Origin of the sequence: Streptomyces sp. NBC_01481 (assembly GCF_026339995.1) — a bacterium.
In the GTDB taxonomy this organism is placed as follows: domain Bacteria; phylum Actinomycetota; class Actinomycetes; order Streptomycetales; family Streptomycetaceae; genus Streptomyces.
Genome location: NZ_JAPEPT010000001.1, coordinates 58,382 through 72,776, shown reverse-complemented (window position 1 = coordinate 72,776; position 14,395 = coordinate 58,382). Strand labels below are relative to the sequence as shown.

The following is a 14,395-nucleotide window of genomic DNA, read 5'->3' as shown; positions in this document are numbered from 1 at the left end:
CGTTTCCCCGTTTCCCGGGGACACGAGGTCAAACGGGGAAACCATCCCCGGTTATTTCCCGCATTCGATGTGACCTGCATCACACACCTCTCGCGGGAAATACCCACGATCGGACCAGCCCCGCGCGCGTCCCGCCACGGCCCGTCACAGGCTGATCGCACAAGCGCAGCCAGGGTCCGGCCTGCTGCCGCGGAGCCGAAGGGCGTTTGCATGAAGCCGACGCGCCACCGGATACGCAGAACCAGCAGAACCGGCAGAAGCAGTACGCGCAGGACACGCGGCACAGACGGCAGGGGCGAACGCGGCAGATCCCGCCGTGTCGGCACCCTCGGTGCCCTCGCCTCCCTCGCGCTCGCCGCCCTCACCACGGCGAGCGCCACACTCCCGGCCCCCACCCGCGCCTCCGCCGGCCCGGTGGCCACCGCCGACGAGTCGGCGCTCGGGCCGTGCCGCATCGGCTCCACGCTGGGCGTCCAGATGTCGGAGGGCATGCCGACCCCGCCCGGCTACTCCCGCTCCACAGGCGAGGTCCACGCCCTCAACCTGATGATCGACTTCCCGGACGCGCAGGGTCCCGGGCGGGCGCTGGACCGGCTCGCGGAGTTCTTCCCGCAGACCACGGACTGGTTCCGGACCAGTTCGTACGGACGCCTCACCTACCGTCCGGCCGCCCCGATCACCGAGTGGCTGCGGATGCCGATGCCGTTCGCCGCGTACGGGATACAGCGCGGCTCCCCCTATGAGCCGGGCTACCGCCAGCTGGTCCAGGACATCGCGGCCGGGGCCGATCCGGTGGTGGACTTCAGCGCGTACGACCTGGTCAACATACTGGTCACGCCGAATGCCGGGCCCTCGGCGCTGGACACGGTGCTGTCCGTGACCTTCTCCGGCAACGACGAGGCACCCATGGCGGACGGTGTGCCGCTGGCCAACACGTCCTTCGTCTACAGCCGCCAGGACGACGGCTCCGGGTCGTACGCCGAGACGGGCTATCGCGTCCTTCCCCATGAGAACGGCCATGTCTTCGGACTGCCCGACCTCTACACCGCCGACGGCGGGGGCTCCGTCGGCCACTGGGACATCATGTCCGAGGACTGGGGGGCGAACAACGACCTGCTCGGCTGGCACAAGTGGAAGCTGGGCTGGCTGGACGCCGACCAGATCGGCTGCGCGTCGGCGCCCGGCACGACGGAGTACGAGCTGACACCGCTGGCCACCTCGGGCGGCAAGAAGATGGCGATCGTCCCGCTGAGCGAGGACTCGGGGTACGCGGTGGAGGTGCGCACCCGGGCGGGCAACGACGAGGCCGTGTGCGAGCCGGGCGTACTGATCTACAGCGTGAAGTCCGACGTGGACACCGGGCAGGGACCGGTGACGGTCGCGGACAGCAAACAGAACAGCGGCGGCTGTACGCGCCGCCCCAATGTGCACGCGGAGCTGTCGGACGCGCCGTACCAGCCGGGCCAGACATTCGCCGACCGGAAGCACGGCGTCCGCATCGCTGTGCTCGGGGAGAAGGACGGCACCTACCGGGTGCGCGTCACCCGTTCCTAGGGAGTGTCCGCAAAGTACCGCCGTCCGCCCGAAGGGCGGGGCTCGCGTCCGGTGCGTCCGATCGCAAGGCGCCGGTGCGCCCTCGTAGCGGAGCTACTTGGGCGTACCGGCAACGCAGCGAGCGTGCGTGCAGGGCGTCGCGAGCCAGGCGAGAACGCGGAGCGTCGGCGACTGACGACAACGCGGCATGGGGGCACCTCCCGTGCCCGAAGGGCTACGGGGGAGTGCGTGCCAGGGCACGCGAACCCGGCAAGATCCGAACGACAGGCCCTAGACCCGCTGCTCGCCCAGGAGGCCGCGCAGCTCCCGCTTGAGGATCTTCCCGGTCGGATTCCGGGGCATCGGCTCGTCCCGTACGAAGACATGCGCCGGCACCTTGAAGGCGGCGAGCGTGCGGCCGACATGCGCGCGCAGCCCGTCCACGGTGACCGCGGCCCCGGGACGCAGCTGAACGACAGCCGCGACCTCCTCGCCGAGCTCGGGGTGCGGAACGCCGAACACGGCTGCGTCGGCGACCTCCGAGTGGTCGTGCAGGGCCGCCTCGACCTCGACGCAGTACACGTTCTCGCCGCCCCGGATCACCATGTCCTTGAGCCGGTCGACGATGCTGACCCGCCCCTCGCACACGGTCGCCAGGTCGCCGGTCCTGAACCAGCCGTCCTGGAAGGCCGCGGCGGTCGCGGCCGGGTCCATCCAGTACCCGCGCACCAACGCCTGCCCGCGCAGCCACAGTTCACCGACCTCGCCCTCGGGCAGCGGCTGCCCGCCCGGTCCGGCGACGCGCACCTCGGTGGCGGGGGTCGGCCGCCCCACGCTGCCCGGGTGCTCGCGGTATCCGGCACCGAAGTTGGCGAGTACGCCGCCGCTGGTCTCGGTGAGTCCGTAGCCGTTGCGCGGCTCGATCCGCTGCCCGTAGCGGGCCGTCAGCCGGGCCACGAGACCGGGCGGGGCCGCGGCACCGCCGGTGTTGAGATGCGTGAGCGTCTCCAGCTGCGACCCGGTCCGCTCGGCCGCGTCCAGCAGCTGAAGCGCGGTGGCCGGCACCCCGGAATAGTGCGTGACGCGGTGCCGCTCGATGAGCGCGAGGGCCTGCTCGGCGTCCCACTTCCTCATCAGTACGAGGGCCCCGCCGACCGCCATCGTCGAATACAGCGTGGTGAACGCGGCCACATGGAAGAACGGGAACGTCATCAGCGCCACCGGCGCGGGTCCCTGCCCGGGCATCACCCCGCGCGCGAGGGACGCGGCGGCGGCGTAGTACCGCGGATTGAGCGCGGCCCCCGCCTGTGCGAGCTGCGTGGCGACGGCGCCCTTGGGCCGCCCGGTCGTCCCGGACGTATAGATGATCGTGGCGTCGTCCTCGGCCCGCACCTCGACCTCGGGCGGCGCGAGAGTGGGGTCGTCCACCGGCGCGTACGCCTCGAAGCCTTCCTCCGCCGCACCGTGCTCCGCCGCACCGTGGAAGACGACCCCAGGCACCTCGTGCCGCAGCGCCCAGGCCCGCACGCGCGGCAGCCGCTCGCCGTCCACGAGGAGCACCGCGGGCGAGCAGTCGTCGAGCGCGTACGTGAACTCGTCCTCGGTCCACCAGGCATTGAGCGGCACGGCAACGAGCCCCGCCAACTGGGCGGCCCAGAAGGCGACTTGCCACTCGGGGTGATTACGCATGGCGACGACGGCCCGGTCGCCGGGACGCAGTCCGTACACGTCGACGAGCCGCCGCGCGAGCGCGCACGCCTCGGCGAAGAACTCCCCGTAGGTCAGACTCCGGCTCTCCGCCACGAGAAAGGGCCGGTCGCCGTACGCCCAGGTGGCCTCGACGAACTCCCGCAGGGTCCGCGGCCCGTCGGCGTAAAGCAGCCCGCCGTCCTCACCCCGTACGACGGCGAAGGGCGCGCCGGGGGCGGTGAGTATCGCTTCGGGGACGGCGGGGGAATCGGAGTACGGCACGGGCGAGACGGTATGACGCGGTGCGGGCGGCGTCAAGGTCGGTGTATTGGCCAACGAGCTGGGGAGGCGGGCGACGGCCAGCCGGTCAGCCCGTGCCGGTCACATGGGCCGTCAGACGGCGCAGCAGACGCATCGCTTCCTGCACCTCGTCGGGCGCCAGTCCCATCGCGTCGCCGATGGCGGCGGGAACCGTCCTGGCCCGCCCGCGCAGTGCCAGCCCTTCACCGGTAGGGCTGACCACGACCACCCGCTCGTCGTCCGCGCGACGCTCGCGCTTGAGCAGTCCGTTCGCCTCCAGGCGCTTGAGCAGCGGCGTCAGGGTCCCGTAGTCCAGGTGAAGGGAGGCGCCCAGCTCCTTGACGGGCACTCCGTCCGTCTCCGAGCCGTGTTCCCACAGGACGAGCATCACCAAGTACTGGGGATAGGTCAGCCCGAGCGCCTCCAGCAGCGGGCGGTACCGGCCGGTGACCGCGCGCGAAGCCGCGTACAGGGCGAAACACAGCTGGTCGTCCAGGAGCAGGGAGGCATCACCCCCGAGCTCGGCGGACGGGGCGGCCTGGGCCGACCGGGCGGCGTTCATCCGGGCCTCCTGCTTCCTTCTCTTGCTGCTTCTTGCTGCTTCTTGCTGCTTCTTCCTGACGTGCAACACCTCAGCCTACCTTCCCCTATCGCCAAAGTTACTTGTGAACGTTTAGCTTGTGCACAAGGAAATCGTGCGCTAGCTTTCTGGTCACACGCCACCACGAGGAGTGCGACATGAGCGCGAACACCGTCCGTCCCGTCCTCGAACCGGCCGCCGCCGCGTTCGCCGAAGCCACCGCCAACCCGCCGTTCCTCTTCGAACTCGCCCCCGGCGAGGGGCGCAAGGCGGTGGACGAGGTGCAGTCGGCCAAGATCGCGAAGCCGGACGTGGACGAGGAGTGGGTGACCGTCCAGGGCGGGCCCACCGGCACGGTCCGGGCCCGCATCGTCCGGCCCACGGATGCCACGGGCACCCTGCCGGTGATCCTCTACATCCACGGCGCCGGCTGGGTCTTCGGCAATGCCCACACCCATGACCGGCTCGTACGCGAACTCGCCGTAGGCGCCCGCGCGGCCGTGGTGTTCCCGGAGTACGACCTCTCCCCCGAAGCCCGCTACCCGGTCGCGATCGAGCAGAACTACGCCGTGGCCCGCTGGGTCGTGACCGAGGGAGCGGCGAAGAGCCTGGACGCCGGGCGGATGGCCGTGGCCGGCGACTCGGTGGGGGGCAACATGGCCGCCGCGCTGACCCTGATGGCCAAGGAACGGGGCGATGTCCCGCTGGTTCAGCAGGTGCTCTTCTACCCGGTCACCGACGCCGCCTTCGACACGGGCTCGTACCGCCAGTTCGCCGAGGGCCACTTCCTGCGGCGCGACGCCATGCAGTGGTTCTGGGACCAGTACACGACCGACCCCGCCCAGCGCGCCGAGATCACCGCCTCACCATTGCGCGCCACCACGGAGCAGCTCCGTGATCTGCCCCCGGCCCTGGTCATCACCGCCGAGGCCGATGTCCTGCGCGACGAGGGCGAGGCGTACGCGAACAGGCTGCGCACCGCCGGTGTCCCCGTGGTGGCCACCCGCTACCAGGGCATCATCCACGACTTCGTCATGCTCAACGCGCTGCGCGAGACCCATGCCGCCGGTGCCGCGATCGGCCAGGCCGTCTCCACACTGCACACCGTGCTGCACACCGCCCACTGACAGCAGCGACCACAACCGCACCTACAGGAGGAACCACCGCCATGTCCCGCATTTCCTCGGCCCGGTCCCGTCGCAGTCTGCTCTCCGCCGGCGGCGCACTCCTCGCCGGCGTCACCGTGCTGGCCACGCAGGCTGCCGGATCCGTCTCGGCCGCTCCGTCCCAGGAACACCGGCACCACGGCTCCGAGCCGAAGCCGACCGTGGTGCTTGTGCACGGCGCGTTCGCGGACGCGTCCAGCTGGAACGGTGTGATCAAGCAGCTGAAGCGGGAGGGCTATCCGGTCATCGCCCCGGCGAACCCGCTGCGCGGCCTCGGCAGTGACGCCGACTATCTGGCCGGCGTACTCAAGACCGTCAAAGGCCCGATCGTTCTGGCCGGCCACTCCTACGGCGGCAGCGTGATCAGCGAGGCCGCGGAGGGGAACCAGAACGTCAAGGCGCTGGTCTACGTAGCCGCCTTCATACCCGAGAAGGGCGAGAGCGCCCTGGAACTGACGAACAAGTTCCCCGGCTCGACCCTGCCGCCCACCACCAGCCCGTCCCAGTACCCGCTGCCCGGCGGAGGTACAGGCACCGAACTGACCATCAAGCAGGACAAGTTCCGCGCCCAGTTCGCCGCCGACGTCCCGGCGCAGACCGCCGAGCTGATGGCCGTGACCCAACGGCCGGTCGCAGTCTCCGCGCTCGAGGAGAGGGCAACCAGGGTGGCCTGGAAGGCCATTCCCTCGTACGCCCTCGTCACCACCGAGGACAAGAACATTCCCGCGGCCGCTCTCCGCTTCATGGCCGAGCGGGCCCACGCCGGCACCGTCGAGACGAGGGCCTCGCACGCCGTGACCGTCTCCCGGCCTCAGACCGTCAGCGACCTCATCACCAGGGCGGCGAAGGCCACTTCGCACTGACCCGTACGACCATCGGCCGACACCGGTCTCCCCGGTGCCGGCCGACCCGTGCCTACCGCCCCTGCTCAGCCGTTCGTTTGAGCTCGTCCAGCCAGGCGACCAGGGACTGCTCCAGGGCCGCGAGCATCCCGGCCGGGTCCGCGTCCACCGGCGCCCCCGCCCAGGACTCCTCGGTAACGACCCGCGTCTGACCGTCGCCGTACGGCTCGAACGTCCAGCAGTGGATTCCGTCGATGCCCGCTGCGGGTCCGCCCCAGGCGACGGACCGGCCCGGAACCATGTCCGTCACCGTCGAGGTGATGTCCAGGCCATGGGTGAGCCAGCGGAAGCTCGCGCCCACCTTCAGCTCGCCGTCGAGCGCGGCCAGGTCGATGCCGGAGTTCCAGGTCGGCCAGGCGGCGACGTCGGTGTGCAGCTGCCAGACGGTCTCGACGGGAGCCGCGATCGTGATCTCGTGACGCGTAGTGATCATGCCGCACCATCCTCGGTGTTGTTGTTGTCGATCTCGATGTCGGCGTCGATGTCGGCGTCGGCGTCGGCGTCGGCGATCCAGGAGCCGTGGATCCCGGACGGCACCCGGCGCGGCAGTTCGACCGTGGCGACGGGCTGCCCGGTGGGCGCGGAAGCGTCGAGGATCAGCAGCTGCGAGGCGTCCCGGTCCAGATCGCTGACGACGGTGAGCAGATAGCCGTCGTCCTCGCGGGTGCCGCCTTCGGCCGGTACGAACACGGCCTCGCCGGGCATCCGGCCGCGGCCCATGGGCACCAGCTGCCGTGCGCCGGTGGTGTGGTCGTGCTTGGCGATGGCGTACTCGCTCAGATCCGGCCCGGGGAAGGCGACGGAGTAGCTGAAGCGGTTCGGCAGGCCGGTCAAGTCCTCGTTGATGGTGGGGAATTCGGTCACCAGGTCGTCCACCGCCTCCTCACTCGCGGTGCCGGTCGCCGGGTCGAGGATCCAGCGGTGGCCGGTGGCGCCGACCATGGGCTGGGGCGCGTAACCGGGCGCGCCGATCCACCACTTCCAGGTCTGCTCCCAGGAGCCGCGGTCGTAGCGCGGCCCGCTCAGCACGATCCGGCCACGCTCGTCCTCGTACGCGTTTGCCACATGCAGCAGCGCGCCGGGCTCGACCTCGAACCACTGCACCTTGGCGGGCCCGGTGCGCGGCATGACGCCGATGCGCGGGGTGTAGGTGTCGCTCCAGCGGTACGGGATCCCTGACTGCTCGGCCGGGTTGAAGACGATGGGCAGGTCGAGCCAGATCACATGCCGGGCCGTGATCCCGAAGTCGTGCATCAGCGAGGGGCCCGCGCCGTCGACGACCTCCGAGCGCACGATGTCGCCCTTGGCGTCGGCGACGTAGTACGTCAGATACGGCGGGAAGGGCCCGTAGCCGAAGAAGTGCAGTTCGCCGGTGACCGGGTCGGTCTTGGGGTGCGCGGTCATGGCGGTCTTCAGCCTGCCGCCGAAGTCGTACGCGCCGACGGTGTCCAGCTCGGGCGTCATCTCGTAGGGCAGGTTCACCTCCTGCAGCGCCAGGATCCGGCCCGCGTGCTCGATGACATGGGTGGCGGCGTCGCTGGCCTTGAGATTGGGGATCCCGTCGGCGCCCATGTAGGGGACACCGTCGAGCGCGGGGGTGTGGACCCAGCGGTTGCGGTACCACTCGGCGCGGCCGCCGCGCAGCCGCAGCCCGTGGATCATGCCGCTGCCCTTGAACCAGTGGGTGGGCGTGTGGCCGGGCTTGGGGTTGTGGCCGTTGCGGAAGTAGCGGCCGCTCAGCTCGGGCGGGATGGCCCCGTGGACGGTCAGCTCGTGCGCGGTGATCTCGTCGACGACGGGCGTGTAGTGCCCGGAGACGTACGGCTTGGTGGTCATGACTGCTTCCTCCTGGTGATGGTGAAGGTGGTGCAGGTGGTGAGCGCGGCGAGGACCGCCGCGGTGACGAATGCGGCGCTGTGGCCGGCCGCTGTCGGGGCGATGGCCGTCATCAGGGCGAGGCCGAGTGCTCCGCCGAGCTGGCGCGTGGTGTTGATCAGGCCCCCGGCCAGACCGGAGTCGGCGGGCGGCACGTCTTCGGTGGACAGGGCGGTGAGCCGTACGAACGCGGCTCCGAGTCCCGCGCCGATGAGGAGCGAGGGGCCGAGCAGATCGACGGCGAACGCTGCGTCGTCGGTCGCACGGGACAGCCACAGGAGTCCGAGGGTGAGGACCGCGAGGGCCGCGGGCGTCCCGGCGCGGGCGGGCAGCCGGGGTGCGAGCACCGACCCGACGACGACGCTCAGAGCCAGCGGGAGTTGGGTGAGCCCCGCCGCCAACGGCCCGTATCCGAGGACCTGTTGCTGGTAGAGCGGCAGGAAGTAGAACAGCCCTACCCAGACCGCGCCGAGCAGCGTCATGGCGGCATTGGCGACGGTGACCTTGCCCGTACGCAGCAGCCGCGGCGGTACGAGGGGAGTCCTGGCCCGCTTCTGCCGTACGGCGAAGACGGCGAGGAGGACCAGGCCCGCGGCTCCCGCGAGGGGGTTCTTGGCGGTGAGTGCGTAGACGAGCGCGGTCAGCCCGGCGGCCGACGTGAGGGCGCCCAGGATGTCGACCTCGCCGCCCGCGGGCTGGTCGGCGGGGACGAGGACGAGCGTGGCTGCGAGAGAAACGGCGGCGACCGGTACGGAGACGAGAAACACCGCGGGCCAGCCGTACAGCTCGGTGAGCACCCCGCTGAGCAGCACCCCCGCCGCCCCACCCGCCCCCGAGACCGCACCCCACGCACCGAGCGCCCTGCCCCGGCCGGGCCCGGGCGGGAAGACGCCCAGTACAAGCGCGAGCGCGGCGGGCGCGAGGAGAGCCGCACCCGCGCCCTGTACGGCACGGGCCGCGATGAGGACGGGGGCGGACGGGGCGAGACCGGCGGCGAGCGAGGCGAGCGCGAAGACGGACATGCCCACGGTGAACACCCGGCGCCGGCCGAGCAGATCGGCGAGCCGTCCGCCGAGCAGGAGGAGTGCGCCGAAGGCGAGGACGTAGGCGTTGACGACCCAGGACAGGGCGGCGGGTGACATGGACAGCCCGTCCGCGAGGGCGGGGAGCGCGACATTCACGATCGAGGTGCTGAGCACAACGAGGAACTGCGCGGTCGCGAGAGCGGCGAGGGCGGGACCCTGCCGTATGTCCGGTGGCGCTTCCGTCATGGTTGCCGTGTCCCCTCCGAAGGAAAGAGTGGTCGATCACTCACTCATTGACTGAAAGAAAAGGCCGCGGAGCGTGCGGCCGTGCCCTGCTCAGTAGTGGCGGACACCCGCGAGCAGGGTCCTGGTCCAGGGCGCATCGACGTCCGTCGCACCGATGGACACGACGACATTGCACAGGAACCCGGTGGCGAAGAACCCCTGAATCAACTCGTCGGGCGCACCGGACGCCGACCGCACGTACTCGACGAGCCGTGCGTACATCCCCTGCACGGCCGCCTTGATCGCGGGCTCGCTCGCCGCGCAGTTCGCATGCATCAGCACCCTGAGCAGGTCGTCCCGGTCCGCGATGAGATGCGCGTACGCATCCCCCATCGCATACAGCACATCCGCCGGCTCGGCACTCCCCACCTCGACGACGGCCCCGGCGAGCCGCTCCCGGATCAGCCGCCCGCAGTCCTCGACGACGGCGACGAACAGCGCCTCCTTGTCGGGGAAGAGCCGGTAGAGATACGACTGCGAGATCCCGGCACCCTTGGCCACCTCGGTGGTGGAGGTGCCGTAGTAGCCCCGCGCCGCGAAGACCCTGGCAGCGGTGGCCAGAACTTCCGCGCGCCGGGCGTCGGCAGTGGAGAGCTGTCGCGTCCTTGTCGAACCCATGTGAGTAATAGACCACTCACACTTCCCTGGCGTCAACCCCCCAGAGACCCCACACTCCGGCAGGGCCCGTCCCCGTCGGCCGGTCAGTATCCGCTACCCTGTCCTGGGCTGCTTTCAGCGGCAGCTCAAACCCGCCTCCGTGCCTCCGTGCCTCCGTGCCTCCGTGCCTCCGTGGGGCTTGCGGGAAACCTCAAAAGCCCAGGTCAGAGCCATCCTGCGCAGGCAGCCGAAAACGCTCCTCCCTCTTTCTCGGAACGCTCAGCGCATCATTGCAGCTCAGAGCTTTACCGACGGCCAGGTCGACCTCCCCTAATCGCAGCGTGCGACGGTCACGTCAGCTCGCCTCGCGCATGCGCCGACCGAAGCAACGTCAATGCTGCAAGTCGGCCCACGTCAAACTCCTCACCTGCGACGGTGCGCAGGCGTTCCTAACCGCCGCCCGTCGGGGGTGCGTCCCGGCGGCACGTAGTAGGCGTCACCGGTCTGGAAGGCTTCCTCGCCGTCGGCGGTCTTGAACACCACCTTCCCTTTGAGTACGTAGCCCCAGTGGGAGCACTGGCATCGATCGTCGGGCAGGCCCTTGAACAGCGGGGCCAGGTCTGCGGTCTGGGCCACCAGCTACCTGGGGGGTAAGTCCTACTCCAGCTCTTCCAAGAACGCCGCCCTCACCTGGTCCTTCACCGGAAAGTCAGTGGCCTGGGTGGTCTCGCTCGCCTCGTCTTCCGGGCAGGCGTACGTCTACGTGGACGGTACGAAGGTGGCGACTCTCGACCTCAAGTCGTCCACCACCAAGTACCGGGACGCGATCTGGACGAAGACCTGGTCGACCAGCGCCAAGCACACCGTGAAGATCGTGGTCGTCGGCACCTCGGGCCGCCCGACCGTCACCATGGACGGCATCGTCTACCTCAAGTAGGCACCATGCCCAATCGTGCCCGGCCAGCAGTCCCTCTGCGGGCCGGGCACAGCTGTGCCATAGCGCGCAGCTGCCGCCCGGCCTGCCTCCGCCAAGGCGTACTCGACCAAGCGCCGTGTCGCGCTGAGCGCCGTGAGGCAGACGAGCTGGTGCGGGCAGCCGAGGCGTACCGGGCAGACCTGATCGTTGTGGGGGATGACAGTCACACCGTTCGGGGTCTTAGGTCCCTGGCCGGCCAGTCGAGCAGACGGGCACCGATGACCGCGGTCTGCAGGGTGTAGCGGTGCATGGGGTCCGCTGGATTGGAGCCGGTGAGGCTGTGGATGCGGGTGAGCCGGTACGTCAACGCCCTGACGCTGAGATTGAGTTGGCGCGCTGCTTCGGCCGCGACGCAGCCTGCGTCGAAGTAGGCGGTGAGAGTGTCGAGCAGAGAGTGGGGGCCGCCGCGTGCTTTCTGGAGTGGCCCAAGGACATTGCCTACGAGATCGGCCATCGCTGCCCGGTCGCGGGTCAGGACGGGGAAGACGAGGAGATCGACGGCGCGCAGGACCGGGCCTTCCAGGTGCATACGCTCTGCCAGGTCAAGGGCGTTGAGGGCTTCCTCATACGAGTGGACCACGCCGCCGGGGCCTGGGTGGGGGCGTCCGATGGCGACCTGGCCGCCGTCCGTGGCGGCGTGCGCGTGCTTGGCGAAGAAGGCCAGGATGTCGTCCTGGTCGCCGGGTGCGATGCAGACCAGCCTGCCGTCTTTGGTGGTGAGCAGGATGCGGCGGTCTCCGAAACGGGTGAAGACGGCCTGTTCCACCTGGCGCAGTACGGAGCCGGTCTCGTCGTACGAGGCCGGATCGCCGGCTACCGCGACGGCGTGCGCGTGGGAGAGCCGAAGGCCGAAGCGTTCGGCTCGCTCGGCGAGTCGTCCAAGATCGCTGCGGCCGTAGAGCAGGTCGTCGATGAACTCGCGGCGTGCGGCTTCTTCTTGGCGTACGGCAAGGTGCTGGGCGCCTTCGTAACCTTCGGCGAAGGCGTCGATGGCTTGCTCGACAGCCGCGAGCACGCCGACGGCTGCGGTGCCGGGCCACGATGCCCGTGTCACGGCGAGGTGTTTGACGACGAGGGCTCGCAGACCGTGCCCCGCCTCCGCGGCCTGTTCACCGAGCGCCCGTCGGGACTGCAGCTCGTCCCGGGTGAGCCGACGGCCGGTCGCGGCGACCTCGGCCAGGATCTGGGTGTATCCCGCCAGGTACTCCTCCGGAATTGTCCGCCGATTCACGCAGCCCCCTGATCCTTGATGCGCTGATGACGCGTTCCTGACGCGACCAGGACCAGGGTGGCATGACGCACCCGGCCGTCTCCGGTCGGGGCACGGCATCAAGGGCGTGTAAAGATTGCCGGGTTCCGGCAGTGAACTCATGTGCGGTTCCGTGGAAGCATCGACGTACGGCGGGTACTTGCGAACAGGAAGGGGTGGCGCTCATGGGCTGGTTTCTTGGTCTCGGCATCGCCGGTCTCGTTCTGCTCGTGCTGTCCCTGGTCTTCGACGGGCTGCTGGAAGGGGTCCTCGAGGGGCTGAGCGGCGGCCTGGAAGGGATCATGTCGCTGCCGGTGATCGCCGGGTTCGTGTCGATGCTCGGCTTCGCCGGAGCGATCACGCTCGGGACCACCGGTCTTGGAGCGGCGGCCGCCACCAGTGTGGGCACGGTGGCGGGGGTCAGCGCGGGTTGGCTGACCTGGAAGCTGAGCCGGGCTCTGATGGATGACGGTGTCTCGGTCCCGCCGCGCGGTGAGGATCTCGTGGGCAGTTCGGGCTCCGTGGTGACTGGGATTCCGGCGGACGGTTACGGCGAGGTGCTGCTGTATCTGGCCGGGCAGCCACTGAAGTTCGCGGCGAAGAGTTCTGCTCCGGTCGCTCGTGGCACCGAGGTCTGGGTTGAGTCGGTGCTCACCACGACGTCCGTCGCGGTGCGTCCCGTCGAGCGTTGACCGCCTTACTGCCACGGCGGTCCGTGCTGGTTGTTCTGTCTGTTCCAACCCAAGAGGATTTGTCATGAGCCCTGTTCTCACCGCTGTGGTGGGCATTGTCGTTCTCGTCGTACTGCTCGCCCTCGTCGTCATCACCCGCTACAAGGTCGCAGGGCCCAGCGAGGCGTTCATCATCACCGGCCGGCGCGGTAAGAAGGCCACCGATCCGGCCACCGGCCGGGTGTTCACCGACAACAGCGGCCAGAAGGTGGTCGTTGGCGGAGGCGTCTTCGTCGTCCCGTTCGTCCAGCAGAAGTTCACCCTGGACCTGTCCAGTCGGCACATTCCGGTCGCGGTGCGCGGCGCGGTCACCCTTCGCGGAGTGAAGGCCAACCTCGAGGGCGTCGCGATCGTCAAGGTCGGCGGGACGGAAGATTCCATCCGGGCCGCGGCGCAGCGTTTCCTGATGCAGCAGGACGGCATCGTCGGCTTCACCCAGGAGGTGCTCTCGGGTGCGCTGCGCTCGATTGTCGGCCGGATGTCGGTGGAGGACATCATCCGGGACCGGGCCGCGTTCGCCGGGCAGGTCGCGGAGGAGGCGGAGGCGAGCCTGTCCGGGCAGGGCCTGGTGCTGGACGCCTTCCAGATCCAGGACATCACCACCGAGGGCTCCTACCTGGAGGACCTGGGACGGCCCGAGGCCGCCCGCGCCAAGCAGGAGGCGGACATCGCCGAGGCCGTGGCACGGCGTGCATCGGAGCAGGCGCGGCTGAAGGCCGAGGAGGAAATCGCGATCGCCCAGCGGACGTTCGCGCTCAAGCAGGCCGAGATCAAGGCGGAGACGGACGAGGCCGCCGCCAAGGCTGCCGCCGCCGGTCCGCTCGCCGAGGCCGACCGTCAGCAGGAGATTCTGAGCGAGCAGGAGAAGGTCGCCGAGCGACAGGCCGCCCTGACCGACCGTGAGCTGGACACCCAGGTCCGCAAGCCCGCCGACGCCGCCCGCTACCAGGCCGAGCAGGAGGCAGAGGCGCGGCGTATCGCCCAGGTCAAGGAGGCCGAGGCGGACGCCCAGCGCGCCCGCCTGACCGGTGAAGGCGAAAAGGCACATCGCGCAGCACTCGCCGACGCCGTACGCATCGAGGGCGAGGCACAGGCCGCGGCCATCGCCGCCAAGGGATCGGCCGAGGCCGAGGCCATGCGCAAGAAGGCCGACGCCTTCGCCCAGTACGGCGACGCGGCCGTGCTGCAGATGCTGGTCGAGGTGCTGCCGCAGGTCGTCGCCAAGGCATCCGAGCCGCTGTCCGCCATCGACAAGATGACCATCATCTCCACCGACGGAGCGAGCCAGTTGTCCCGTACGGTCGCCGACAACGTCGCCCAGGGCATGGAACTCCTCAGCTCCACCACCGGGGTCGACCTCGCCCAACTACTCCAGGGCATCACGCAGAAGAAGGTCTCGAGCGCACCCGCCGACAACGGGGCGATCGAGATCACCGACTAGCGCGCCACGGGGGACACGGGGGCGGTTGCCATGAAGACGAGCTAAA

At 69.9% G+C, this 14,395-nt stretch carries 13 protein-coding genes and 1 pseudogene; 6 read left to right on the top strand and 8 right to left on the bottom strand.

Features of this window, described 5'->3' with window-relative positions; genetic code table 11:
• The first annotated feature begins 210 nt into the window (after positions 1–210).
• On the top strand, positions 211–1,554 hold the full coding sequence (locus OOK40_RS00430; RefSeq protein ID WP_266475596.1) for a M6 family metalloprotease domain-containing protein: 1,344 nt from the start codon (positions 211–213) through the stop codon (positions 1,552–1,554).
• 270 nt (positions 1,555–1,824) lie between these two features.
• Here OOK40_RS00430 and OOK40_RS00425 read toward each other — a convergent pair whose 3' ends face one another.
• Both OOK40_RS00425 and OOK40_RS00420 read right to left on the bottom strand, forming a co-directional pair.
• Positions 1,825–3,504, bottom strand: coding sequence for a class I adenylate-forming enzyme family protein (locus tag OOK40_RS00425; protein WP_266475594.1), 1,680 nt, complete (start codon positions 3,502–3,504; stop codon positions 1,825–1,827).
• Positions 3,505–3,589: 85 nt separating this feature from the next.
• Positions 3,590–4,084, bottom strand: a complete 495-nt coding sequence (locus OOK40_RS00420) for a MarR family winged helix-turn-helix transcriptional regulator (protein WP_266475592.1) — start codon at positions 4,082–4,084, stop codon at positions 3,590–3,592.
• A 176-nt stretch (positions 4,085–4,260) separates the two neighbouring features.
• Between OOK40_RS00420 and OOK40_RS00415 the strand changes: the two genes are divergently transcribed.
• Positions 4,261–5,229: an alpha/beta hydrolase gene (locus tag OOK40_RS00415; RefSeq protein WP_266475591.1), complete on the top strand. Its 969-nt coding sequence runs from the start codon at positions 4,261–4,263 to the stop codon at positions 5,227–5,229.
• 41 nt (positions 5,230–5,270) lie between these two features.
• Positions 5,271–6,131 (top strand): alpha/beta fold hydrolase, encoded by an 861-nt coding sequence (locus OOK40_RS00410; RefSeq protein ID WP_266475589.1) that lies wholly within the window; start codon positions 5,271–5,273, stop codon positions 6,129–6,131.
• A gap of 52 nt (positions 6,132–6,183) precedes the next feature.
• On the opposite strand, the gene OOK40_RS00405 is transcribed toward OOK40_RS00410, so the two are convergent.
• The 5 genes from OOK40_RS00405 to OOK40_RS00385 form a co-directional block, all read right to left on the bottom strand.
• Positions 6,184–6,603, bottom strand: coding sequence for an SRPBCC family protein (locus tag OOK40_RS00405; protein WP_266475588.1), 420 nt, complete (start codon positions 6,601–6,603; stop codon positions 6,184–6,186).
• Positions 6,600–8,006, bottom strand: a complete 1,407-nt coding sequence (locus OOK40_RS00400) for a carotenoid oxygenase family protein (protein WP_266475587.1) — start codon at positions 8,004–8,006, stop codon at positions 6,600–6,602. Before OOK40_RS00400 ends, OOK40_RS00405 begins: the two co-directional genes overlap by 4 nt.
• Positions 8,003–9,316, bottom strand: coding sequence for an MFS transporter (locus tag OOK40_RS00395; RefSeq protein ID WP_266475586.1), 1,314 nt, complete (start codon positions 9,314–9,316; stop codon positions 8,003–8,005). The genes OOK40_RS00400 and OOK40_RS00395 overlap by 4 nt, the downstream gene beginning before the upstream one ends.
• A gap of 90 nt (positions 9,317–9,406) precedes the next feature.
• On the bottom strand, positions 9,407–9,973 hold the full coding sequence (locus OOK40_RS00390; protein ID WP_266475585.1) for a TetR/AcrR family transcriptional regulator: 567 nt from the start codon (positions 9,971–9,973) through the stop codon (positions 9,407–9,409).
• A 402-nt stretch (positions 9,974–10,375) separates the two neighbouring features.
• On the bottom strand, positions 10,376–10,588 hold the full coding sequence (locus tag OOK40_RS00385) for a hypothetical protein (RefSeq protein ID WP_266479097.1): 213 nt from the start codon (positions 10,586–10,588) through the stop codon (positions 10,376–10,378).
• Between OOK40_RS00385 and OOK40_RS00380 the strand changes: the two are divergent.
• Positions 10,584–10,889, top strand: a pseudogene (locus OOK40_RS00380) (N-acetylmuramoyl-L-alanine amidase); the annotation flags it as partial. The gene OOK40_RS00385 and the pseudogene OOK40_RS00380 overlap by 5 nt on opposite strands.
• A gap of 202 nt (positions 10,890–11,091) precedes the next feature.
• Here the strand turns inward: OOK40_RS00380 and OOK40_RS00375 are convergent.
• Complete coding sequence (locus tag OOK40_RS00375) at positions 11,092–12,159, bottom strand: CdaR family transcriptional regulator (RefSeq protein ID WP_266475580.1); 1,068 nt, start codon at positions 12,157–12,159, stop codon at positions 11,092–11,094.
• 203 nt (positions 12,160–12,362) lie between these two features.
• Here OOK40_RS00375 and OOK40_RS00370 point away from each other — a divergent pair, with 203 nt between their 5' ends.
• Together OOK40_RS00370 and OOK40_RS00365 are read left to right on the top strand one after the other, a co-directional pair.
• Positions 12,363–12,869 carry a hypothetical protein gene (locus OOK40_RS00370; RefSeq protein WP_266475578.1) on the top strand — a complete coding sequence of 169 codons (507 nt, stop codon included), beginning with the start codon at positions 12,363–12,365 and terminating at the stop codon, positions 12,867–12,869.
• Positions 12,870–12,933: 64 nt separating this feature from the next.
• Positions 12,934–14,349, top strand: a complete 1,416-nt coding sequence (locus OOK40_RS00365; RefSeq protein WP_266475576.1) for a flotillin family protein — start codon at positions 12,934–12,936, stop codon at positions 14,347–14,349.
• Positions 14,350–14,395: the final 46 nt, after the last annotated feature.